This window comes from Neisseria leonii, from assembly GCF_028776105.2.
Classification (GTDB): domain Bacteria; phylum Pseudomonadota; class Gammaproteobacteria; order Burkholderiales; family Neisseriaceae; genus Neisseria; species Neisseria leonii.
Window position 1 is genome coordinate 1898171 of sequence record NZ_CP145606.1, and the last position, 20838, is coordinate 1919008.

At 55.1% G+C, this 20838-nt stretch carries 18 protein-coding genes and 1 CRISPR repeat array; of the genes, 11 read left to right on the top strand and 7 right to left on the bottom strand.

The features are described 5' to 3' along the window. Positions 1-73 precede the first annotated feature (73 nt). The 4 genes from ORY85_RS09150 to ORY85_RS09165 form a co-directional block, all read right to left on the bottom strand. Positions 74-763, bottom strand: coding sequence for a Bax inhibitor-1 family protein (locus tag ORY85_RS09150; protein ID WP_274571788.1), 690 nt, complete (start codon positions 761-763; stop codon positions 74-76). Between the two features lie 137 nt (positions 764-900). Next, entirely contained in the window at positions 901-1221 is a 321-nt protein-coding gene (gene hpf / locus ORY85_RS09155; RefSeq protein WP_274571787.1) for a ribosome hibernation-promoting factor, HPF/YfiA family, read from the bottom strand. A gap of 96 nt (positions 1222-1317) precedes the next feature. Next, positions 1318-2052, bottom strand: a complete 735-nt coding sequence (gene lptB, locus ORY85_RS09160; protein ID WP_274571786.1) for an LPS export ABC transporter ATP-binding protein — start codon at positions 2050-2052, stop codon at positions 1318-1320. 76 nt (positions 2053-2128) lie between these two features. Then, complete coding sequence (locus ORY85_RS09165) at positions 2129-3109, bottom strand: hypothetical protein (protein ID WP_274571785.1); 981 nt, start codon at positions 3107-3109, stop codon at positions 2129-2131. Positions 3110-3275: 166 nt separating this feature from the next. On the opposite strand from ORY85_RS09165, the gene ORY85_RS09170 reads away from it, so the two are divergent. The 4 genes from ORY85_RS09170 to ORY85_RS09185 all read left to right on the top strand — a co-directional run bounded on the left by ORY85_RS09170 (position 3276) and on the right by ORY85_RS09185 (position 6952). Further along, positions 3276-4574 (top strand): M23 family metallopeptidase, encoded by a 1299-nt coding sequence (locus ORY85_RS09170; protein ID WP_274571784.1) that lies wholly within the window; start codon positions 3276-3278, stop codon positions 4572-4574. A 16-nt stretch (positions 4575-4590) separates the two neighbouring features. After that, the gene (locus ORY85_RS09175) at positions 4591-4728 is read left to right on the top strand and encodes a hypothetical protein (RefSeq protein ID WP_274571783.1); all 138 of its coding nucleotides are present in this window, start codon (positions 4591-4593) and stop codon (positions 4726-4728) included. Between the two features lie 111 nt (positions 4729-4839). Continuing rightward, positions 4840-6534 carry a single-stranded-DNA-specific exonuclease RecJ gene (recJ, locus tag ORY85_RS09180; protein ID WP_274571782.1) on the top strand — a complete coding sequence of 565 codons (1695 nt, stop codon included), beginning with the start codon at positions 4840-4842 and terminating at the stop codon, positions 6532-6534. Between the two features lie 121 nt (positions 6535-6655). Continuing rightward, positions 6656-6952 carry a hypothetical protein gene (locus ORY85_RS09185; protein WP_274571781.1) on the top strand — a complete coding sequence of 99 codons (297 nt, stop codon included), beginning with the start codon at positions 6656-6658 and terminating at the stop codon, positions 6950-6952. Here ORY85_RS09185 and ORY85_RS09190 read toward each other — a convergent pair. Continuing rightward, positions 6921-7286 carry a hypothetical protein gene (locus ORY85_RS09190; protein WP_274571780.1) on the bottom strand — a complete coding sequence of 122 codons (366 nt, stop codon included), beginning with the start codon at positions 7284-7286 and terminating at the stop codon, positions 6921-6923. The genes ORY85_RS09185 and ORY85_RS09190 overlap by 32 nt on opposite strands. A 420-nt stretch (positions 7287-7706) precedes the next feature. Between ORY85_RS09190 and cas9 the strand changes: the two genes are divergently transcribed. The 7 genes from cas9 (at position 7707) to ORY85_RS09225 (ending at position 17605) form a co-directional block, all read left to right on the top strand. Then, positions 7707-11042 carry a type II CRISPR RNA-guided endonuclease Cas9 gene (gene cas9, locus ORY85_RS09195; RefSeq protein ID WP_274571779.1) on the top strand — a complete coding sequence of 1112 codons (3336 nt, stop codon included), beginning with the start codon at positions 7707-7709 and terminating at the stop codon, positions 11040-11042. 150 nt (positions 11043-11192) lie between these two features. After that, positions 11193-12098 (top strand): type II CRISPR-associated endonuclease Cas1, encoded by a 906-nt coding sequence (gene cas1, locus ORY85_RS09200; protein ID WP_274571778.1) that lies wholly within the window; start codon positions 11193-11195, stop codon positions 12096-12098. Then, entirely contained in the window at positions 12091-12417 is a 327-nt protein-coding gene (cas2, locus tag ORY85_RS09205) for a CRISPR-associated endonuclease Cas2 (protein ID WP_274571777.1), read from the top strand. The genes cas1 and cas2 overlap by 8 nt, the downstream gene beginning before the upstream one ends. Before the next feature lie 63 nt (positions 12418-12480). Continuing rightward, positions 12481-14363: direct repeats of the CRISPR family, unit length 36 nt; unit sequence ATTATAGCACTAAGAGATGAGAGAGGAAGCTACAAC. 270 nt (positions 14364-14633) lie between these two features. Continuing rightward, entirely contained in the window at positions 14634-15296 is a 663-nt protein-coding gene (locus ORY85_RS09210) for a CsgG/HfaB family protein (protein WP_274571896.1), read from the top strand. Between the two features lie 9 nt (positions 15297-15305). Beyond that, the gene (locus ORY85_RS09215) at positions 15306-15674 is read left to right on the top strand and encodes a DUF4810 domain-containing protein (protein WP_274571776.1); all 369 of its coding nucleotides are present in this window, start codon (positions 15306-15308) and stop codon (positions 15672-15674) included. 2 nt (positions 15675-15676) lie between these two features. Continuing rightward, a complete protein-coding gene (locus ORY85_RS09220) occupies positions 15677-16336 on the top strand; it encodes a DUF799 domain-containing protein (RefSeq protein WP_274571895.1) in 660 nt (219 codons plus the stop codon). A gap of 570 nt (positions 16337-16906) precedes the next feature. Further along, on the top strand, positions 16907-17605 hold the full coding sequence (locus tag ORY85_RS09225) for a histidine phosphatase family protein (protein WP_274571775.1): 699 nt from the start codon (positions 16907-16909) through the stop codon (positions 17603-17605). An 82-nt stretch (positions 17606-17687) separates the two neighbouring features. Here the strand turns inward: ORY85_RS09225 and ORY85_RS09230 are convergent, their stop codons facing one another. Both ORY85_RS09230 and ORY85_RS09235 read right to left on the bottom strand, forming a co-directional pair. Beyond that, positions 17688-18935: an NRAMP family divalent metal transporter gene (locus ORY85_RS09230; protein WP_274571774.1), complete on the bottom strand. Its 1248-nt coding sequence runs from the start codon at positions 18933-18935 to the stop codon at positions 17688-17690. 90 nt (positions 18936-19025) lie between these two features. Beyond that, positions 19026-20795 carry a bifunctional chorismate-binding protein/class IV aminotransferase gene (locus ORY85_RS09235; RefSeq protein ID WP_274571773.1) on the bottom strand — a complete coding sequence of 590 codons (1770 nt, stop codon included), beginning with the start codon at positions 20793-20795 and terminating at the stop codon, positions 19026-19028. Between the last annotated feature and the right edge of the window lie 43 nt (positions 20796-20838).

Below are 20838 nucleotides of genomic sequence, written 5' to 3' on the forward strand. Positions count from 1 at the left end.
CCCGGCGGAAAAAGGCCGTCTGAAACGGAAATATCGTTTTCAGACGGCCTTTTTTGCGGATTCAGGCAGTGAATTAATCGTCGCCGCCGGCAAAAGACAGCAGGATTTGCAGCAGGCTGCTGAACAGGTTGTAGATGGAAATAAAGATGGTCAGTGCGGCACTGATGTGGCTGGTTTCGCCGCCTTCAATCACAGTGCGTGTCTGCCACATAATCATCAGCGAGCTGAAAACCACAAAGCCCGAAGCAATGGTCAGGCTCAGGGCGGGCAGTTGCAGGAACAGGTTAGCCACGATGGCGATCATCAGCACAATGACGCCGATGGTGAGAAAACGGCCGAGGCTTTGGGTATTGACTTTATCGCTGCGCGCCATCAGGGACATGACGGCGAAAACGGCTGCCGTCATCACGGCTGCCGTGCCGACCAGCGCACCGCCGCCGGAAATATTGAGCGAGTATTGCAGCAGCGGCGAAATCAGCGCGCCCATGCCGAAGGTAAACACCATCAGCAGGCCGGCGCCCAGATTGCTGTACCGGTTGCGCTCAATCAGGAAAATCATGCCGTAGAAAAAGGCGAACATGGCAATCAGGCCGATCCAGCGGTTGCCGCCGACGGCAGCCAAGTTGAAGCCGGTAGCGGCGGCCGCATAAGCACCCAGCGCGCAGGGAACGAAAGAAGCGGCCAAAAGGGCATAGGTTTTGCGCAGCACGCTGCTTTGGCTGACAGTGCGGCTGCCGGTGTAATCGTAAACATCATTGCGCATGGTGTTTTTCCTTAAATGAAATGTGTGGATAAGTATGAAAACGCGATTTTAACAGCATTTTTAGGATATTGTCCGCTGTTGCCGCCATGTGGCGGCAGGTGCGGAAAAATCAAGCCGGACGAACCGGCCTGACGGGCTTATTCCGCATCCGTCTGCGGGGCGGGGGCGGCACGCACATTGCCGCTTTTTTCTTTGTGTTTGATGATGGCGCGGTCGAGCTTGTCCATCAGAATGTCAATCGCGGCGTACATATCGTCTTCCACGGTTTCGACATGCAGGTCTTTGCCGGAGAGGTGGGCATCGGCTTCGGCTTTGTTGCGCTGTTTGTCCACCGAAAGGGTAATGGTCATGGAAATCAGGTTGCCCGCGTGGCGGTTGATGCGTTCGAGTTTGGCGGTAACGTGTTGTCTGATGGCATCGGTAACGTCAAAGTTCAAACCGGTAATTTTTAAGTTCATGGCAGACTCCTTCGGTGTAAACAGGCCGTCTGAAACGGGCAAACGGCCGGAAATCGGTTTCAGCCTACCGCAAACCGCGCGCGGGGGCAAGTGCCGTCAGTAGTCGAAGTTTTCGCCCAGATACACCGAGCGCACCTGTTCGTTGCCGACCAATTCGTCGGGTTTGCCCGATGCCAACACCGTGCCGCCGCTGATGATGAAGGCACGGTCGCAGATACGCAGGGTTTCGCGTACGTTGTGGTCGGTAATCAGTACGCCGATGCCGCGCTGTTTCAGGAAGCCGATGATTTTCTGAATGTCGATGACGGCGATCGGATCGACACCGGCAAACGGTTCGTCCAACAGGATAAAGCGCGGCTGCATGGCCAGAACGCGGGCGATTTCGACACGGCGGCGTTCGCCGCCCGACAGGGCGGGTGCGGGGCTGCGGCGCAGATGGCCGATGTTCAGGTCGGTCAGCAGTTTTTCCAGCTCGCTGCCGATACGGGCTTTGTCCCGCAGGCGGATTTCCAGAATGGCGCGGATATTCTGTTCCACCGTCATTTTGCGGAAGATCGAGGCTTCTTGGGGCAGGTAGCCCAGTCCGAGGCGTGCGCGTTCGTGAATCGGCATATGGCGCAGCTCCCGGCCGTCGAGCAGAATGCTGCCCGCATCGGCGGCAATCAGGCCGACAATCATGTAAAAGCTGGTGGTTTTGCCCGCGCCGTTGGGACCGAGCAGGCCGACGACTTCGCCGCTTTGGATGTCGAGTGAGAAATCTTTGACGACTTGGCGTTTTTTGAAGGCTTTTTGCAGATTGCGTGCAATCAGGCGGCTGGGCGTGTGGTTCATAAGGAATGATGGTGCGTGGAATTGGCAGGGATTGTATGTGTTTTGCGGCCGTCTGAAAAGCGGTGCGGCGGCGGTTTTACGGGGCAAAACGGCCGTTGAAGCGGCGTTTGGGTTTCCAGAATGCCCACGGTTTGGGGGCTTGGCAGGTCAGCGTGCCGCCGTGGGTGCCGTCGGTGAGCAGGGTGATGCGTTTCAGACGGCCTCGGCGCAGCAGACGGAGGGCGGGCGAGAAGAAGGCGTGTTCCCAGTGCTGCACTACGGCGGTATAAGCCTCGGGATTGCCGGTGTGGACGGCGGGTTGGAGGTCGTCGAGAAACAGCAGGCCGTCTGAAAAAGCGGCTTGGCGGGTGTGCAGTGCGGTTTGCCATTCGGACAGGCCGGACGGGGTGTTCAGACGGCATCCGGCCTGATTCCATACGCTGTTGCTGCCGACGATGGCGGCTGTTGCGCTGCCCGTCAAATCGTTCCACAGCCAGAGGGCATTGACGGGCGGTTGTCCTGCATTTTGGCGGCGGGTGTTGAGCGGGTGGCGGTGCAGCCACATCTGGCATTCGGTTGTCAGCGCGAGCCAATGCGCAATGCCGCCGCCTTCGGCTTTGGTGGTGCCGTCGATTTGGCCGAGAATATCCAGCACGCAGGGGGCGTGCCATTCGGGAAGGGCCGGCAGGGTCAGCAGCCACAGGTCGGGGCGGTAGGGGTGGAACGCGATGCTGTCGCTGCGGTACAGCTCATTCAGCCCGCCGCACAGTTCGGCGGCTTCGTCCGCACCGATGCCGATGTCGGCACCGCTCAGGCAGGACATATGGTGCATACCCATCTGCTGCCACAGCGGCGAGGCAAATACGGCGGGTGTATCCTCTGCCACACCGCAGGCCGCCTTGGCCAGTCCGATCAGGCTGCCCGACCATAAATGGCGGGCGTAAAACGCTGATGCGGTACAGGGTTCGGACGTAAAGCGGCCGTGGCGCAGCAGGGTATCGAGTGCGGGCAGGGCGGCCTGTTCGGGCAGGGAAAAATCGGGGTGGCACAGGCCGGGCAGGGCAAAGGTCAGGTGCATAAACCGCATCGGAATGGCAAAACAGACGGCCTATTTTACGCTATTTTACGGCCGAAACGGCAGGCGGCGGTTGAAGTATGATAAACTTGCCCGCTTTGAGAATTGAAAAAACCTGTTTAAATCAAACGGCTAGAAAGATGCCGGCAGGTGCGGGGGTGGCAGAAGTATGCAGAACCAGAATCAGCAACAAGCCGACAGGGCTTCCAAAGGCAGGCTGCGCGGTGCAGTTTTGGCACTTTGTCTGTCTGTCTCGGGGGTAATGGCCTATGCCGTTACCCGGCCGCTTCCGGCGCCGGAAGTGCCGGGTGTGCGGCGTGTGGTGGAGGAACTGCCCGCTTTGAATATCACGGCACGACCCGACCAAGCCGGTTACTGGCAGGAAGAAATGGTGCAGCAGGACGATACGCTGCAAACGGTGCTGGCTCGCCTGGGCGTGGCCGACCGGCTTCCCGTACACAGCCTGCTGCGCCGCAACGGCATCCATGCCAAACTCAATGAAGGCCAGACCGTCAGCGTGCGCGTGGATTCGGCCGGCAATGCCACGGACATTCAGTTTTTCAACGATGATGAAAACGGCGAGCGCAATCTGGTCGCTATTGAAAAAGTAAACGGCAAATGGCAGGCATCGGCGGGAGCGCCGGCGATGGAAACCATGCCCACACTGCGTTCGGTGGTGGTACGCACATCGGCGCGCGGCGCGCTGGCGCAGGCCGGTGTCAATGTCGAAATCCGCGAATCGCTGAGCGATATTTTCAGCAGCCGTTTTGCCTTGGACAGCCTGAAAGCGGGCGACCAAATCCGCCTGCTCTATCACACGCTGTATTTCCGCGGGCAGGAAATGGCCGTGGGCGACATTTTGGCGGCGGAAGTGGTGAAAAACGGCAAACGCTATCAAGCCTATTTTTATGATCAGGGCGACGAGGGCGGCAGTTATTATGATGAAAACGGCAAGGCTTTGAAAGAAAGCGGTTTCCGTGTCCAGCCGGTGGCTGCGGTACGCGTATCCTCGCCGTTCGGTATGCGTGTGCACCCGATTACCGGCGGGGTCAAGATGCACGCAGGCATCGACTATGCTGCACCCGCAGGTACGCCGATTTATGCCGCTGCCGATGCCGTGGTGGCGTTTAAGGGCTGGCAGGGCGGTTACGGCAACACCATCGTTCTGCGCCACAGCAACGGTGTGGAAACCCTGCATGCGCATATGAGCGCGTTTGCACCGGTGGGCGGCAGTGTCAAAGCGGGCGAAGTGATCGGTTTTGTCGGTTCGACCGGCCGATCGACCGGCCCGCACCTGCATTATGAAGCGCGCATCAACGGCTTGGCCGTCAATCCGGCCACGGTTGCGTTGCCCGCGCCGAAAATGGAGCAGGTCAATCTGGCAAAATTCCGCGAGCAGAAAAAGCAGGCAGACAGCCTGATGGCGGCGATACGCGGCGTGCCGGTTACGGTGGCGCAGCTGTATTGACGGACAGGGCGGTATCATGAGTCAAACCGTTTATCCGGCCGGAAAGATCCGCAGCGGGCGGCAGATTGGGCGCGGTTTTGTTACCGTCGCATGGGAAGCCGCAATGGTTGCCGTCCGCCAAGCGGTGCCAATCAGGTGTCCGGTAATGCTGTGATGCGCCGATAAGTGTGACAGGCCGTCTGAATCGGTGTTTTCAGACGGCCTGTTTGGGTTTGTGCCGCGAAAAACGCTACAATAGTCCGTTTTTTTTTTCCGAAAATTTCCCATGTCTGCCAAGATCCGCATCCGTCCTTATCCTGCCGAAACCTGCAACCGCCTGGTGCAGGCGGGGGCAGACCCGCTTTTGGCGCGCCTGTGTGCCGCACGTTCGGTTACCGATGCCGCCGAATTGGGAGACAGCCTGTCCGCGCTGCTGCCCTATACGCTGCTGAAAAACTGCGAAGCCGCCGCCGCGCTGCTGGCCGAAGCCGTGCGCCAAGGGAGGCGGATGCTGATTGTGGCCGATTATGACGCCGACGGGGCAACGGCTTGTGCCGTCGGCGTGAAAGGTTTGGCGGCGATGGGGGCGAAAGTGGATTTTCTGGTGCCCAACCGCTTCGAACACGGCTACGGCCTGACGCCCGAACTGGCCGAGGCGGCGGCCGCTGCGGGGGCGGAAATTCTGATTACGGTGGATAACGGCGTCGCCGCGTTGGCCGGTGTGGCACGGGCGCAGGCATTGGGCATGACTGTTTTGGTCACCGACCACCATCTGCCCGCCGATCAGCTGCCGGACTGCCTGATTGTCAATCCCAACCAGCACGGCTGCCCCTTCCCCGGCAAATCGCTGGCGGGTGTCGGCGTGATTTTTTACGTTTTGACCGCCTTGCGCGCCCGTTTGCGCGAAACAGGCCATTTTTCAGACGGCCTCAAGGAGCCGAATCTGGCCGAACTGTTGGATTTGGTGGCCTTGGGAACGGTGGCCGATGTGGTGGCACTCGATCACAATAACCGCATTTTGGTATCGCAGGGTTTGAAACGGATGCGGCAGGGCAAAATGCGCCCGGGCATACGCGCCCTGTTTGACGTGGCGCGGCGGGACTGGCGCCAAGCCCGGCCGTTCGATATGGGTTTTGCCCTCGGGCCGCGCCTCAATGCTGCCGGCCGCTTGGACGATATGTCGCTGGGTATCGCCTGCCTGCTGGCCGAAGACGAAGATACCGCCCGCGAACTGGCCGAACAGCTCAACAGCCTGAACACCGAGCGGCGCGAAATCGAACAGTCCATGCTCAATGACGCATTGGCCGCATTTCCCGAACAGCTGCCCGCCGGGCAGACGACACTCACCGTCTACCGCGACGACTTCCACCAAGGTGTGGTCGGCATTGTCGCCAGCCGTCTGAAAGACCGTTTCTACCGCCCCACCATCGTTTTTGCCCCCGCCGACAACGGCGAACTGCGCGGTTCCGGCCGCTCGATTCCCGAACTGCATCTGCGCGACGCGCTGGATTTGGTCAGCAAGCGCCACCCCGGCCTGATCATCAAATTCGGCGGCCACGCCATGGCGGCCGGACTGAGCATTGCCGCGCACCAAATCCACCGTTTTCAGACGGCCTTTGAAGAGGTGGTGCGCGGCCTGTTGAGTGAAGACGATTTATCGCAAACCTATCTGACCGACGGCAGCCTGAACGCCGCCGATATTACTCTGCAACAGGCGCAACAGCTGGCATTGCAGGTGTGGGGGCAGGGTTTCCCCCAGCCGAGTTTTACCGATGAATTTACCGTTGTCCGCCAGCAGCCGATGGGCACGGCGCACAAAAAGGCCTGGCTGCACAAAGAAGGATACGAATTTGAAGCCATGTTTTGGCGGTGCAGCGACGAGCTGCCGCCGAAAATCCGCACCGTTTACCGCCCCGTAGCCAACGAGTGGCGCAATCAGACGGAGTTGCAACTGTATATCGATTACTGGGAGGCTGCGTAAATGGACGGTGTGCCGGCCGGTATGTCCGCAGGTATGGCAGGCCGTCTGAAACCGCGTCGTTCAGCCATTCGTCAAATACGTATTCGACATCGGCATGGCGCAGGTAGGCCGCGCATTCCGAATGCCGGACAAATCCGCGCAGGCCTTCCGCCATTCCGCGTTCGTACGCGATGCTCAAATCGTCGTACATATCCGCAGCCTGTTCTACATCGTCCAAGACTTCGCAGGACGGCTTGCCTGCCGCACGTTCGATAATCAGGGCATGGGCGGGCGACTGTTCCGCCCGGCGTGTCAGGTGTTTGGTTTTCAGTTCGGGTGTCATTTTCTTTCTCCAAAAGAAAACCCGCTGCATGTGCAGCGGGTTGTTTTCGTGTTTGATTTCAGGTTCAGCGTGCCATTCTGGCCATCCATTTTTTGATGGTCGCCTGCGCCTGTTCGTGTATGGGCAGCACTTGTTCAAATCTGCGCTGGCTGTTTATCAGCTTCGTTTTCGGGTGCACTGCGGCCAGCCACTTTCTGCCGTCTTCGTCATAGACTTTCACGGCAAAACAGCCGGTAAACCGCGCCGTCAGGTTCACGGCCGCCCACATGGTCTTCTCGTCGCGCAATTTTTTCGCAATAAACGGGTTACGGTCGAGATAGGCATTCATTTTGTCCTGCGTCTTTTGCGATTCTTCGTCTGTTTCGGCGAAAACCAGTATGGTTCTCGGTGCCAGCTGTATCCAGTTCAGTTTCTGTTTCTGCTGTGTCATGCTTCCTCCTGTCATATATACGGGTAATCGTAGTTGTCATCGTAATCATATTGCCCCGTCTGCATATTTATTCTGTTATGTTTTCTTCCAGACGGTATCCGGCCGGCTGTTTCATGCGGACTTCCGGTGCTTTATGACAGCCTTCTTCGGTTTCTGTCCGGCCGTTTTGGTTCCGATTGGCAGGCAGACTGCACGATACCAAATGACGATGCCCCTGAAAAGTGGGCTTTTCAGGGGCTCAATCCATTTCTGAATCTTTACGTCGCGGCACATCTTTTCAGACGGCCTTATTGTAGCAACGGCTCTCATCTCGTAGTGCAACAATGCGACCGATTTTAAGCCGGGAAAGGGCGGCTGTCAAATATTTATTCGGGTAGTGGGAAGTAGTATTATAAGTTCTGTTTGAAAAAGGAGAATATTATGGTGCCGGAACAATATATTTTGGGTTTGGATTTGGGTATCGCTTCGGTCGGTTGGGCGTGTGTGTCGGTAGATGAAGACGAACAACCCGTCGGGCTGTTGGATTGCGGTGTGCGGACTTTCGAGCGGGCGGAAGTGCCGAAAACGGGCGACTCGCTGGCCAAAGCCCGCCGTGAAGCACGCAGTATGCGCCGCTTGATCCGCCGTCGGGCGCACCGCCTGCTGCGCTTGCGCCGCTTATTGAAGCATGAAGGCATCTTAACGGCGGCAAACTTCGGTTCAGACGGCTTGCCCGTCGGTTTGCCGGTTGATGTGTGGGGCTTGCGTGTGTCGGGTTTGGACAGAAAGCTGGAAGCGAAAGAGTGGGCGGCGGTGCTGCTGCATTTGGTCAAGCACCGGGGTTATCTGTCGCAGCGTAAAAGCGAAATGCAGACGGAAGACAAAGATCTGGGCAGACTACTGGCGGGCGTGACAGAAAACAGCCGGCTGTTGCAGCAGGAGGCGTACCGTACGCCCGCAGAATTGGCCGTGAACTGTTTTGCTCAGAAAAAAGACGGCCATATACGCAATAAAGGCGGCGATTATGCGCATACGTTCAACCGTTTGGATTTGCAGAAAGAACTGCATCTGCTGTTTGAAAAACAGCGGGCGTTCGGCAATGAATTTGCTTCAGAGCGGCTGGAAGATCAAGTCGATGATTTGCTGATGACGCAGCGCAGTGCCTTACAAGGCGATGCGGTGCTGGAAATGTTGGGTAAATGCACGTTTGAACCGTCCGAATACAAAGCGGCGAGAAATACTTATTCGGCAGGGCGTTTTATCTGGCTGACCAAGCTGAACAATCTGCGTATTCTGCATAACGGCGAAGAGCGTGCTTTAGACGCAGCTGAGCGAAAAATACTGTTGGACGAGCCGTATAAAAAAGCCAAACTGACTTATAAACGAGTACGCAAACTGCTGGATATGCCGTCTGATGCCGTATTTAAAGGGCTGCGCTACGGCAGGCAGGAAGACGGCATGAAAGCGGAAGACGGCGTGTTGATGGAAATGAAGGCCTACCACCAAATCCGCCAAGTTCTGGAAAAAGCGGGTTTGAAAACCGAATGGCAGGGTTTGGCCACGCAGCCCGATAAACTGGACGCAATCGGCACGGCATTTTCGCTGTATAAAACCGATGAGGATATTTTCAAGGCCTTACAAAAAATTCTTTCGGATAAAACAGCTGCCACATTGGTCAATGCTGGTTATTCATTTGGAGAAGTAGATGAATGCACTCCTCAACTTGAATTGATAACTGACGATGAGCTGACACCTTATTTGCGGGAAAAAATTTTACCTGATGGCGTACTTAAAGCACTGCTTGAAGGGATTTCATTTAGTGGATTTATTCATTTGTCAATCAAATCCTTAGCTAAAATCTTACCGTTTATGGAAAACGGTATGCGCTACGACGAGGCCTGTGCGGCCGTTTACGGCGACCACCGCGCGCTGAAAGAAAGCCGGAATAATCGACTGCTGCCGCCCATTCAGGCAGATGATGTCCGCAATCCCGTTGTGTTGCGGACTTTGACGCAGGCGCGCAAAGTGGTAAACGAAATTATCCGCCGCTACGGTTCGCCGCAGCGTGTGCATATCGAAACGGCGCGCGAGCTGGGCAAATCTTTTCAAGATCGAAAAGAGATTGAAAAGCAACAGGAAAACAACCGAAAAGAGCGCGAACGGGCGGCGGCAAAATTCAAAGAGTTGTTCCCTGATTTCAGCGGCGAACCGAAATATGCCGATATTCTGAAAATGCGTCTGTACGAACAGCAGCAAGGCAAATGCCTGTATTCGGGTCTGCCGCTGGATTGCAGCCGTCTGAACGATAAAAACTATGTGGAAATCGACCATGCCCTGCCGTTTTCGCGAACTTGGGACAACAGTTTGAACAATAAAGTGCTGGTGTTGGGCAGTGAAAACCAAAAGAAACGCAACCAAACGCCGTATGAATATTTAGGCGGTGCGGAAAACAGCGAACGCTGGCGTGCTTTTCAGGCACGGGTGGCGGGCTGCAGGTTTCCGTTTACCAAGAAACAGCGGATTCAGACGGCTAAATTAGACAGCAAGGCCGAGCAGGGATTTTTGGATCGTAATCTGAACGATACACGCTATATTGCCCGTTTTTTGTGTCATTTCATCGAAGAAAACCTGCATTTGGAAGGCCGTGGAAAACGCCGTGTCTTTGCGTCCAACGGCCGGATTACCGCCATGCTGCGCGGCCGGTGGGGTTTGCAAAAAGATCGCGACAACGACCGCCATCATGCGCTGGATGCGGTGGTTGTAGCATGTGCCACCGCTTCCATGCAGCAGAAAATCACCCGGGCCGTGCAGCGGCGGGAAACGTTGGAAGTGGTGGATAAGGAAACGGGCGAAGTGAAACAGCGTATTCCCCAGCCGTGGGACTTTTTCCGTCAGGAAGTGATGATACGCGTGTTCAGCGACCGGCCGCGCGAGGAGTTGGCCGAAAAACTGCCCTCGCGTCCCGAAGCCCTGCATGAACACGTTACGCCGCTGTTTGTTTCCCGCGCGCCGAACCGCAAAACAACGGGGCAGGGGCATATGGAAACCGTGCGCTCGGCCAAAAGGTTGGGCGAGGGTGTCAGCATCGTTAAAAAACCGCTGACAGCCTTGAAGTTAAATGATATTGAGAAAATCGCCGGCTACAAAGAGAACCGCGAACCTGCGTTTTATGCGGCTTTGCGCGAACGGCTGGAAGCGCATAATGGTGATCCTGCCAAAGCCTTTGCCGAACCGTTTTACAAGCCTGCGAAAGGCGGCGGGCAGGGGGCTTTGGTGCGGTCGGTGCGGGTGGAAGAAACGCAGAAATCGGGCGTACCGGTACACGGGGGCAGCGGCATTGCCGATAATGCGACGATGGTGCGGGTGGATGTGTTCGGTAAAGGTGGGAAGAATTATCTGGTTCCGGTTTATACTTGGCAGGTAGCTAAGGGAATTTTGCCGAATCGGGCGGTAGTTGCCGGGAAAAATGAGCAGGAATGGGATATGATGGACGACAGTTATCAATTCCGTTTCACACTTTATCCGAATGATTTGATAAAAGTAGTCACTAAGAAAGACACATTTTTTGGTTATTATGTGGGCTTGGATAGGGCAACCGGTTCGATTACGCTTAAAGAACATGATACCGATAAGCGTAAGGGTAAAGACGGTATACATCGAGGCATTGGTGTCAAAACCGTTGCCGTGTTTGAAAAATACCAAGTCGATGTTTTGGGTAAAACCATCAGCCCCTGCAAACCCGAAAAACGTCCCGAGCTGAAAAACAGCCAATCCTGAACCGTAACGGCTGCGCCATCAAAAGCGCAGCCGTTTTGATTTTGACCGGTTTGATTTTGAAAGACATTGAGGCCGTCTGAAAACAGAGTATCGCGGTGTACGGCCGCCCCGCTTTTCAGACGGCCTTCAACGGAACACGCGGAGAACATCATGACTTGGCGCAGTATTCTGATCAGCAAACCGGCGAAGCTGTCCTTGCAGCGGCAGCACCTGCTGATCGAGCAGGAACACAGTATACCCGTACCGCTGGAAGATATTGCCGTGATTGTGATAGAGGCGCGCGAAGTGGTATTGACTGCCCCGCTCCTGTCCGCACTGGCGCAAAACGGCATTACCCTGCTGACGTGTGATGAACAGTTTCTGCCCTGCGGCCAATGGCTGCCGTTCGCCCGATACCACCGCTGCCTGAAAATTCTGAAACGGCAAATCGGCCAAACCCTGCCGCAGAAAAAACAGCTCTGGCAGCGGATTATCAAACAAAAAATCCGCAATCAGGCATGGCTGCTCGATATCAGCGGGCACGACATCGCCGCAGGCCGTCTGAATGCGTTGGCCGACGGCGTGAAGTCGGGCGACAAAACGTTTCACGAAAGCCAGGCGGCCGCCCTGTACTTTCCCCTGCTGTTCGGCAGCGGGTTTACACGTGTTCAGACAAATGCCGTCAATGCCTGCCTGAATTACGGTTACAGCATCGTGCGTTCCGCCATTGCCCGTGCGCTGGTGCAATACGGTTTCCAGCCCGCGCTGGGGCTGCACCATTGTAGCGAGCTGAACGCTTTCAATCTGGCCGACGACTTCATTGAACCTTACCGCATATTGGTGGATTTATTCGCATACGAACATCACGGCCGGCTGCCCGAAACCTTAGATACAGCATGGAAAAGCCGTTTGATAGAGCTGCTGCATCATCAGATTGCGCTGGACGGCAGAACATTCAGCCTGCTCGCCGCCATCGACCGTACGGTACAGTCGTTTCAGACGGCCTTGATACAGGGTGATGCGGCCGCTTTAAAGTTGCCCGAAATACTGCCGTTAAAGGTACAGAGTTATGACTGAGGCCAAATTTATGCGCCTGATCGTTTTCTTCGATTTGCCCGTAACGACCGAGGCCAAGCGCAAAGCGGCCAACCGGTTCCGCCATTTTCTGCAAAAAGACGGTTACCATATGCTGCAACTGTCCGTTTATGCCCGCATCGTACGCGGCCGCGATGCGTTGCAGAAACACTACACCCGCTTGCAGAAAAACCTGCCAGAAGAAGGACAGGTGCGCTGTTTGGAAGTGACCGAAAAGCAATACGCGGGTATGCAGATGCTGATCGGCGACATCAAACCGCGTGAAAAAAAGGTCAATGCCGACCAATTATTGCTGTTTTGAAGCGGAATTTTAACAAAAGAAAAATGCCTGAAACCCCGATATGAAAAGGGTTTCAGGCAGGGTATTATAGCACTAAGAGATGAGAGAGGAAGCTACAACGGCATGGAACATGATGCTGCGCCATGTGTTATTATAGCACTAAGAGATGAGAGAGGAAGCTACAACAGAACCTGCAATGTAGTTCTCAAATCTCGGATTATAGCACTAAGAGATGAGAGAGGAAGCTACAACCAGGTGTTCCCGGCTCCGGTAAAACGTCCAATTATAGCACTAAGAGATGAGAGAGGAAGCTACAACTTACCTGTCGCTGTATCCGACTGCTTTTCTATTATAGCACTAAGAGATGAGAGAGGAAGCTACAACTGCCGTTGATGACGGAATAGGCGGTTTTGCATTATAGCACTAAGAGATGAGAGAGGAAGCTACAACAAACGGCAATGCCCCCGCATGGCTGCTGAGATTATAGCACTAAGAGATGAGAGAGGAAGCTACAACTATGGGTATCAGATTGTGCAACCCGTTTGAATTATAGCACTAAGAGATGAGAGAGGAAGCTACAACAGGCTTGGGCGGGGGACGTCAAGATGTTCGATTATAGCACTAAGAGATGAGAGAGGAAGCTACAACTCCGCCAGCCCCCACACCAACACCGACACCGATTATAGCACTAAGAGATGAGAGAGGAAGCTACAACATCCGCACCGACACCCGTACAGTTTCTGCAATTATAGCACTAAGAGATGAGAGAGGAAGCTACAACCTTTGTTATTTGCCAAAAGTTATACGAATTATTATAGCACTAAGAGATGAGAGAGGAAGCTACAACCAGCCGCCCGTGCGGCTGAGTCTTCGCGCCATTATAGCACTAAGAGATGAGAGAGGAAGCTACAACCGGCCGACACCAAGGCCGACGCCCGGGCGCATTATAGCACTAAGAGATGAGAGAGGAAGCTACAACTTTGATTCCCGCCGCGACAAATCCGCTGTTATTATAGCACTAAGAGATGAGAGAGGAAGCTACAACGCCTCTTCCGTACGGTATGCGCCGTTAACGATTATAGCACTAAGAGATGAGAGAGGAAGCTACAACGCCAAATGCCGAAAAACCGAACAAATCCTGATTATAGCACTAAGAGATGAGAGAGGAAGCTACAACCCGCCAGTATCAGGCGGCGGTAAAATTCTGATTATAGCACTAAGAGATGAGAGAGGAAGCTACAACTGCGCACACACCAGGTGGTTGGCACCCAATTATAGCACTAAGAGATGAGAGAGGAAGCTACAACTCGGTTTGTGTTCGGTTTGTGTCAAGCGGCATTATAGCACTAAGAGATGAGAGAGGAAGCTACAACGTCAGGAGCGGCAGGAGTTCGACGGTCTGTATTATAGCACTAAGAGATGAGAGAGGAAGCTACAACCATCGCCAAAGTCCTCAATGCCCTAGGCGTATTATAGCACTAAGAGATGAGAGAGGAAGCTACAACGCATCAAGCGGTTTGACGCAGCACGAATGGATTATAGCACTAAGAGATGAGAGAGGAAGCTACAACATTCTGACGGAATGATGTGCGAATCGGATTATTATAGCACTAAGAGATGAGAGAGGAAGCTACAACCTGACCGAATGATGCTGCACTTCACCGACGATTATAGCACTAAGAGATGAGAGAGGAAGCTACAACTGGCGGACGATGCCGACAGCCAGGCCGTCGATTATAGCACTAAGAGATGAGAGAGGAAGCTACAACTACGCAGCCTTTCGATGCGTATCATCAGTAATTATAGCACTACGAGATGAGAGAGGAAGCTACAACTACGCAGCCTTTCGATGCGTATCATCAGTAATTATAGCACTACGAGATGAGAGAGGAAGCTACAACATTTCAAATCGGCTGGGCTCTTTTTTCCGTATTATAGCACTACGAGATGAGAGAGGAAGTTACAACGCTTTAAGGTGGCCGTCGGTAGGCTGTGCGATTGTAGCACTACGCGATGAGAGGGAAAGCTGCCATTCAAGAAACAAGGCCGTCTGAAAAGCCAACTGTCGGGAATTCCAGACGGCCTATCTTTAAAATTGCAGATAAACGGCCGTGTGGGAAGCGGTGGCTTACATACAATTAAGTATTACTCGCATCTTGCATTTCTTTACCGGATTCTGCAATATATCAATTTTGTCATCTTTAAGCTAACTGATCGGGGAATCAAGTATGACTATGATGAAAACTGTTCTGACCTGTACGGCAGTATTCGGCCTGTTGGCCGGTTGTGCAACCGAATCTTCACGCAGCCTGGAAGTTGCCAAAGTGGCTTCATACAGCACGCCATACAGCGGCGTGCGTACCCCGGTTTCTATCGGGAGCTTTGACAACCGGTCCAGTTTCCAAAAAGGCGTATTCTCCGACGGCGAAGACCGTTTGGGCAGCCAGGCCAAAACCATTCTGGCGACACATTTGCAGCAGACCAACCGTTTCAATGTATTGAACCGCACCAATCTGAGCGCATTGAAACAGGAAGCCGGTATTTCCGGTAAAGCACAAAACCTGAAAGGCGCAAGTTATGTGGTTACCGGTGATGTGACCGAGTTCGGCCGTAAGGATGTAGGCGATCATCAGCTGTTCGGTATTTTGGGGCGCGGTAAATCGCAGATTGCTTATGCCAAAGTTGCTTTGAACATTGTTAATGTCCAAACTTCGGAAATCGTTTATTCCACGCAAGGTGCCGGAGAATATTCTCTTTCAAACCGTGAAATCATCGGTTTCGGCGGTACTTCCGGCTACGATGCGACTTTGAACGGCAAAGTGCTGGATTTGGCTATTCGGGAAGCTGTGAACAATTTGGTACAAGCCGTTGATAACGGTGTTTGGCAGCCCAACCGCTAAGGAGGCCGTATGAAAACAAAGATGACTTTCTGCGCTTTGCCTTTGACTGCTGCGCTTTTGCTGGCCGCTTGCGGTTCTGCGCCCAAGCAGATGTATTATTGGAAAGGCTATAATGCGGCCGTTTACGAGCGTTTGAAAAACGATGACGGTACGGTTGGCGGGCAAATCGGCAAAATGGAAAAGTATTTCGACGAAGCGGACCGCAAACAGCTGGCTGCCGCTCCGGGGGCGTATGCGCATATGGGGCTGTTGCTGGCAGATGCGGGTCAAACCGATGCCGCCAAAGCGCAATTTGAAAAAGAGAAACAACAGTTTCCCGAGTCTGCCGTTTTTATGGACTTTTTGTTGAAAAGTAAAACCAAAGGGGGTAATCAATGAAAATGATGAAATTTTTACTGCCTTTGGCCGCTGTTTTTGCTTTGGCCGCCTGCCAGACCCATCAGCCCCAACCTTACGACTATACCGCGTTCAAAGAAAGCAAACCCGAATCCATTCTGGTTTTGCCGCCTTTGAACGAATCGCCGGATGTCAAAGCCACTTGGGGTATGCTGGCCGCAACGACCTTTCCGCTTGCCGAAGCGGGTTACTATGTATTTCCGGCGGCGGTTGTTGCGGAAACCTTCAAGCAAAACGGTTTAACCGATGCGGCCGATATGCACAATGTCAAATTGGACAAGTTGCGTGAAATTTTCGGGAATGATGCCGTGCTGTATGTAACGGTAAAAGATTACGGCACCCGATACCAAATTATCCAAAGCATTACGACCGTAACCGCCGAAGCGAAATTGGTGGATGCGCGTAACGGTAAAGAGCTTTGGCGGGGTTCGGCAACCGCTTCCGATGCCGCCGATAAAAGCAATAACGGCATTTTGGCTGCTTTGATCGGTGCGGTTATCGACCAAGTTATCGGTACTTTGGGCGATAAAGGCTACGATATGGCACAAACAGCCGGTGTACAGTTATTGTCCCCGCAAAGAGCCAACGGCATTTTATACGGCCCGCGTTCGCCGCATTATCAGAAAGAGCCCGGGCGGAAATAGCCCGATTCATCAAAAAGCAGAATCTTCGGGTTCTGCTTTTTGGGTTTCAACCGTATCCGGAGCATACGGGGACCGTGCGCAGCCACTCAGAATCGGCGGGATAAAGACATGGCCGGGTTCCTTTGAATTTAACGGATGATAAATAAAGGAACTCGAATTGGGCTGACGCCAGTGATGATGACTGTAATCCAAAGATAACGTGAAGTTTTGTTAAGTTTCTTTGAGTTTATAATATATAAGGCCGTCTGAAAACGGCAAGTTGCCGCACGGCAAAAAGAGGCTGACGCCAATGTGCTGTTGTCGGGTATGGTGTCATGATAAAAGTGTTACCAGCTGAAACAGAGTCATGGCTAAAATCCTTTATTCGGTTATTTAACCATAATCACTGAATATTTTTACTGCACTTGTCTGAAAAATAAATAGCTTGCTGCACCGATTGGGACATGCCCGTGTGGCGGGCATGGGTGCTGTTGCCTGCCGATTGTGCTTTCAGACGGCATCCATAAGGATCGGGGAGCAGTTTGGTTATGCGGGCAGGCTGCTCTGTGATGGAGATAAGGAAGAAGAAAGATGACTTTGGAGGTATATTTGGTGCGCCACGGGAAGACGGTGTTCAATACCGTCGGGCGGTTGCAGGGGTGGAGCGATTCGCCGCTGACACCGCAGGGGCGGCAGGCGGCGGAGGCGTTGGGGCGCGGTTTGGCTTTGCACGGCGTCCGTTTTGACGCAGCTTTTTCGAGTACGTCGCCGAGGGCGGCGGATACGGCCCGGCTGGTGTTGCAGCATGGCGGGCAGGGAGATTTGGCGCTCGGTCAGCTGGCGGATTGGCGCGAATACGGTTTCGGCGGTTTCGAGGGGGAGCTGGTATCGGTGCTGCACGATAAGCTGGCTTCGGTTTTGGGGTTTGCCGACCGAGAAAGCTGGCTGACGGCTTACCGCAGTGCCGACCGGCATTTGCTGGCCGATGCAGTGGCGGCTTTGGACGGGTTGGGTTTGGCGGAAAATGAGGCGGCTTTTGTGGCGCGTCTGCGGCGGGGCATGGCGGAGGTGGTAAACCGCAGCGGCGGGCGGGGACGGGTGCTGGTGGTGGCGCACGGTATGGCGATTACGGCAGTTTTGAAGCAGATTGATTTTTCGGTAATCGATTATCGGAGTGTGCCGAATGTGAGTGTGTCGCGTTTGGTGTTTGCCGACGGGGTGTGGTCGGTGGTTTCGGTGGGGGAGATGCAATGGGCGCAGGCAGGCGGTGCCGGTGCGGAAGGGGAGTAGGCTGTCCGGTTGCCCGTTGGTGGAAAAAAGGCCGTCTGAAAACGGGGTTGGGACGTTTTCAGACGGCCTTTGTGATTGCTTGTCAGCTCAGCAGTCCGGCCTGATGGATTAAGAACAGCAGAGTGAAGCCGCTCAGAAAGGCCAGACCGATCCAAGCCAGCCACAGCAGCCAAGGTTGCAGCGGCGTTTCGCCTTTGCGCACCAGGCTCAGGTTCAGCCATGCGAACACGGGCGCGCTGACAAAAGCGGCAATCATGGCGAATTTGAGCATGGCCAGTACCGCGCCTTTGAAGAACAGAATCACGCACAAGCCCGCCACAGCGGCAAAGATAATCCAGTAACTCAAAATGCGGTTGGACGAGAACGGCTTGCCGGTAATCAGGCGCAGCGATTCCATATTGGTGCGCGAATAGCCGTCAATCACGGTGATGGTGGTGCCGTACATGCAGGCAAAAGCAATAAAGGCCACCAGATAGCGCGACCATTCGCCGATGGTGGCGGTGTACATTTCAATCAGCTGGCCGACATAAGCACCGCCTGCCATTTTGACTTCCGTGCCCGAGCCGTACTGCACCAGCACGCCCAAAGCCAGAAAAACCAGTGCCAGCACAGCGGTGCCGATGTAGCCGACATTGAAGTCGAGTATACCGTCGCGGTAGCTGACTTTTTCCAGTTTGTTTTTGGCGGCACTCCATTGCGAACCGATGGTGGAAATTTCAATCGGGGCGGGCATCCAGCCCACCAGCGCCACAATAAAGGCCAGTGCGCCCAAATTCCACGGACTGGGTTCGACAAACCCCGGCTGCATCTGCGAACCTTTGGCAGCGGCAATCGCTACGGCGGCCACGGTGGTAATGGTAAGGCTGATCATAATGATTTTGGACAGGCGATCCACCGCACGGTAAGGGCCGATTAACAGCAGCAGCACGGAAGAAGCCAAAACGGCTGCCGACAACTCGTTCATCGACCACTGGCCGGGCAGGATAAAGCCGAGAATCGCCGCGCACAGCATGGAAACGGCAGCCGTATTGATGACGGCGGCGAACAGGTTCAGGATGAAGAAAACCCACAAATATACGCGGCTTTTCTGCGCATAACCTTCCAAAAGGGTTTGGCCTGTGGTCAGCGTATATTGCGGGCCGAAGCGGAAAAACGGATATTTGAACAGATTGGCCAAAACAATAATCAGTGCCAGCTGCCAGCCGTAAAGCGCGCCGGCCTGAGTAGAGGCAATCAGGTGCGACCCGCCGACGGCCGCAGAGGCCATCATGATGCCCGGCCCCATGGCACGGATACGCTGCTGCCAGTGTGTTGAAGTGTGATTCGTCATTTTAATATAGGTTAAAGTTTGCTAACAAAAGTGATTATAGGGTAATTTGTGCTGATGCACTATTTTAAAAAATGTTTTGAATACACTTGGTTATTGAATTAGAGCCGCATGAAACAGCCCGCGCAGCGCGTTGCTCAGGCGGATTTCTTCCGCGTTTTCCAGCATCGGGCGGTCGATTTCGGCTTCCATCACGCGGTTGCAGCCCAGATAATGCTGCGGGTCGGCCAGCACGGCTTGGCGCATCACGCCGTTCAATATCGGCAGTCCGGCCGCCGGGGTGTACCAACGCCCGCCGCTTTTGACAAACACATTGCTGCGCCCGCCTTCGAGCAGACGGCCTTGGCGGTCGAAACACAGCATATCGAATGCGCCGTGTTGTTCGGCCGTCTGCCAGAGCGTGTCTAAGTCTCCGCGCCGGTCGGTTTTGAAACGGCGCGTCCAGTCGGTTGCGGCCGCCTGACCACTGACCATCACATGCTGCGGGCGGGAAAAGTCGGCAAACGGGCGGCATTCAAACTGCCAGCCGTCGCGGTTGAGGGTGATTTTGCCGCGCAAAAGGCCGTCTGAACGGGCAATGTGCTGTTGTACCTGACGGGGCAGTTCCGCCGGCCACGCCAGATTTAAGGCGGCCGCCGCCGTTTTCAGACGGCCTAAATGGCGCGCCAGCAGGGGTGCGCGGCCGTTTTCGATGCGCAGGGTCTCGAACAGGCCGAAAGTCGGGCGCAAATCGGTCAGAAAACGCGCTTTCCAGCCGCATTCGCGATATTCGCTTTCCGCTTCGCTGTCGCTGACAATGCCGGAACCGACACCGTAAACCCCTGCCCGTACGCCGTCCTGTTCTTCGCCCAAAGTCAGCGTGCGGATCACCACATTCAATACGCCCGACACGCCGCCGTCGTCTGTGGCCGCCAAATGGCCGATGCTGCCGGTGTAAAGGCCGCGCGGCGCATGTTCCAGACGGCCGATAATCTCCATGCTCATACGCTTGGGCGCGCCGGTAATCGAGCCGCAGGGGAAGGCGGCGCGGAAAATGTCGGCTGCCGAAACATCGGGGCGCAAATCGGCTTCGATGCGCGAAGTCATCTGCCAGACGCTGCCGAAGCGGCCGACTCGGAACGGTTCGGGTACGCGCACCCCGCCCGTTTGCGCCAGTTTGCCCAAATCGTTGCGCAGCAGATCGACAATCATCACATTTTCGGCGCGGTTTTTCGGGTCGGCCTGCAATGCGCGGGCACGGGCTTCGTCCTGCCCGTCGCCGAGAAACGGCGCGGTACCTTTCATCGGCTCGGTTTCCGCCCGCCCCTTGCCGTCCAGCCGCAGAAAGAGTTCGGGCGAAAAACACAGTGTCCAGCTTTCTTTGCCCGCCGCATCGGGCAGGCAGCCCAAAAATGCGTAAGGCACGGGCTGGCGCAGACGGCGGTAGAGCGCGACCGGGCAGCCGTAGGCGTTCAGATGCAGGCGGGTGGTGTAGTTGATTTGGTAGGTGTCGCCGCGCGCAATGGCTGCCTGCACGGCGGCAACGTCCGTCAGGTACTGCGTACGGCCGGTCTGCATCTGCGGCGTGCCGATGGCGGCCTCGCCCCGGCCGTTTTCAGCCAGCCACTGCACGGCATCGACCGCTGTTTTTTTGCCGAACCAGTGCAGCGCGAGCCGCCCGCCCGCATCGGGCAGGCTGAGCAGCGGCAGGCCGAATTCGTAATCGGCCAGAACCACGGCGTGCAGGCCGTCTGCCCGACCTGCCGCCAGACGCGCATCGAGCGTATCCAGATCGGCGGCTGTCAGAAAGTCGGCAGACTGCCAGGATTCAAACAGAAGGGCGCGGCCGCAGACGGCATCATCGAGTAGGGCGAAATAATTCATGACAGGGATAAGGCGGAATGAAAGTGCAATTATACGGCAAAGA

Coding starts and splice junctions, on each gene's coding strand:
- ORY85_RS09215 (WP_274571776.1), top strand. CDS start 15,306: ATGAAAACAAAGATGACTTTCTGCGCTTTGCCTTTGACTGCTGCGCTT.
- ORY85_RS09170 (WP_274571784.1), top strand. CDS start 3,276: ATGCAGAACCAGAATCAGCAACAAGCCGACAGGGCTTCCAAAGGCAGG.
- ORY85_RS09220 (WP_274571895.1), top strand. CDS start 15,677: ATGATGAAATTTTTACTGCCTTTGGCCGCTGTTTTTGCTTTGGCCGCC.
- cas1 (WP_274571778.1), top strand. CDS start 11,193: ATGACTTGGCGCAGTATTCTGATCAGCAAACCGGCGAAGCTGTCCTTG.
- ORY85_RS09235 (WP_274571773.1), bottom strand. CDS start 20,795: ATGAATTATTTCGCCCTACTCGATGATGCCGTCTGCGGCCGCGCCCTT.
- ORY85_RS09210 (WP_274571896.1), top strand. CDS start 14,634: ATGAAAACTGTTCTGACCTGTACGGCAGTATTCGGCCTGTTGGCCGGT.
- ORY85_RS09150 (WP_274571788.1), bottom strand. CDS start 763: ATGCGCAATGATGTTTACGATTACACCGGCAGCCGCACTGTCAGCCAA.
- ORY85_RS09185 (WP_274571781.1), top strand. CDS start 6,656: ATGCCGGACAAATCCGCGCAGGCCTTCCGCCATTCCGCGTTCGTACGC.
- ORY85_RS09165 (WP_274571785.1), bottom strand. CDS start 3,109: ATGCACCTGACCTTTGCCCTGCCCGGCCTGTGCCACCCCGATTTTTCC.
- cas9 (WP_274571779.1), top strand. CDS start 7,707: ATGGTGCCGGAACAATATATTTTGGGTTTGGATTTGGGTATCGCTTCG.
- ORY85_RS09225 (WP_274571775.1), top strand. CDS start 16,907: ATGACTTTGGAGGTATATTTGGTGCGCCACGGGAAGACGGTGTTCAAT.
- cas2 (WP_274571777.1), top strand. CDS start 12,091: ATGACTGAGGCCAAATTTATGCGCCTGATCGTTTTCTTCGATTTGCCC.
- ORY85_RS09230 (WP_274571774.1), bottom strand. CDS start 18,935: ATGACGAATCACACTTCAACACACTGGCAGCAGCGTATCCGTGCCATG.
- hpf (WP_274571787.1), bottom strand. CDS start 1,221: ATGAACTTAAAAATTACCGGTTTGAACTTTGACGTTACCGATGCCATC.
- recJ (WP_274571782.1), top strand. CDS start 4,840: ATGTCTGCCAAGATCCGCATCCGTCCTTATCCTGCCGAAACCTGCAAC.
- ORY85_RS09190 (WP_274571780.1), bottom strand. CDS start 7,286: ATGACACAGCAGAAACAGAAACTGAACTGGATACAGCTGGCACCGAGA.
- lptB (WP_274571786.1), bottom strand. CDS start 2,052: ATGAACCACACGCCCAGCCGCCTGATTGCACGCAATCTGCAAAAAGCC.
- ORY85_RS09175 (WP_274571783.1), top strand. CDS start 4,591: ATGAGTCAAACCGTTTATCCGGCCGGAAAGATCCGCAGCGGGCGGCAG.